This window comes from Rhodococcus sp. T7 (assembly GCF_009872365.1).
In the GTDB taxonomy this organism is placed as follows: Bacteria; Actinomycetota; Actinomycetes; order Mycobacteriales; family Mycobacteriaceae; genus Rhodococcus_F.
Map to the genome: position 1 here is coordinate 948105 of NZ_WXYH01000389.1, position 531 is coordinate 948635.

Annotated in this window: 1 pseudogene; it reads left to right on the forward strand. The window is 73.6% G+C overall.

Features of this window, described 5'->3' with window-relative positions:
• A pseudogene (locus tag MLGJGCBP_RS51190) lies at window positions 1-519 on the forward strand (hypothetical protein); the annotation flags it as partial.
• Between the last annotated feature and the right edge of the window lie 12 nt (window positions 520-531).

Below are 531 nucleotides of genomic sequence, written 5' to 3' on the forward strand. Positions count from 1 at the left end.
GCCGCTACGGCACTGGTCCTGCCCGCTCTGATGCGGCTGATCACTCCTGCTGTATCCGCGGTCGGGAGCGGTGGTGGTGGCGCACAGGCCGCCGGTGCCGCCCTCCTGGCCGGTGCAGCCCTCGCCACAGGCGGAAAAGCCCTGATGGGCGGCAAGCTCGCCGGCGGCAAGTCGGTGCCCCCCGGCGGCGGCTTCTCCGGCGGTGGGGGTGGCGGCACACCCGGCCTCGTCGGCGGAGGTAATGGTGGTGGTCGCGGTGGTGGTGGTGGTCGCGGGGGTGGTGGAAACGGCGGCGGGAGCCGCGGAACACCCTCGCCGAGCGCCCCGAGCCGCAGTGACCAACGTTCCCGATCCGCGGCCCCCGCGGGAGGCAGCGGTCCGCAGAAGGGCAGCGGCGCCAAGGCCGGCAAATGGGTTTCGGCCGCCGCTGGCGGGAGCCATTCCGCCAACCGCGCAGCCGGTGACCTCGCCGGTGACAACTACGCCCCCACCAACAGCCGCCACACCATCCCGCGCTGAATCGCTCTCCAC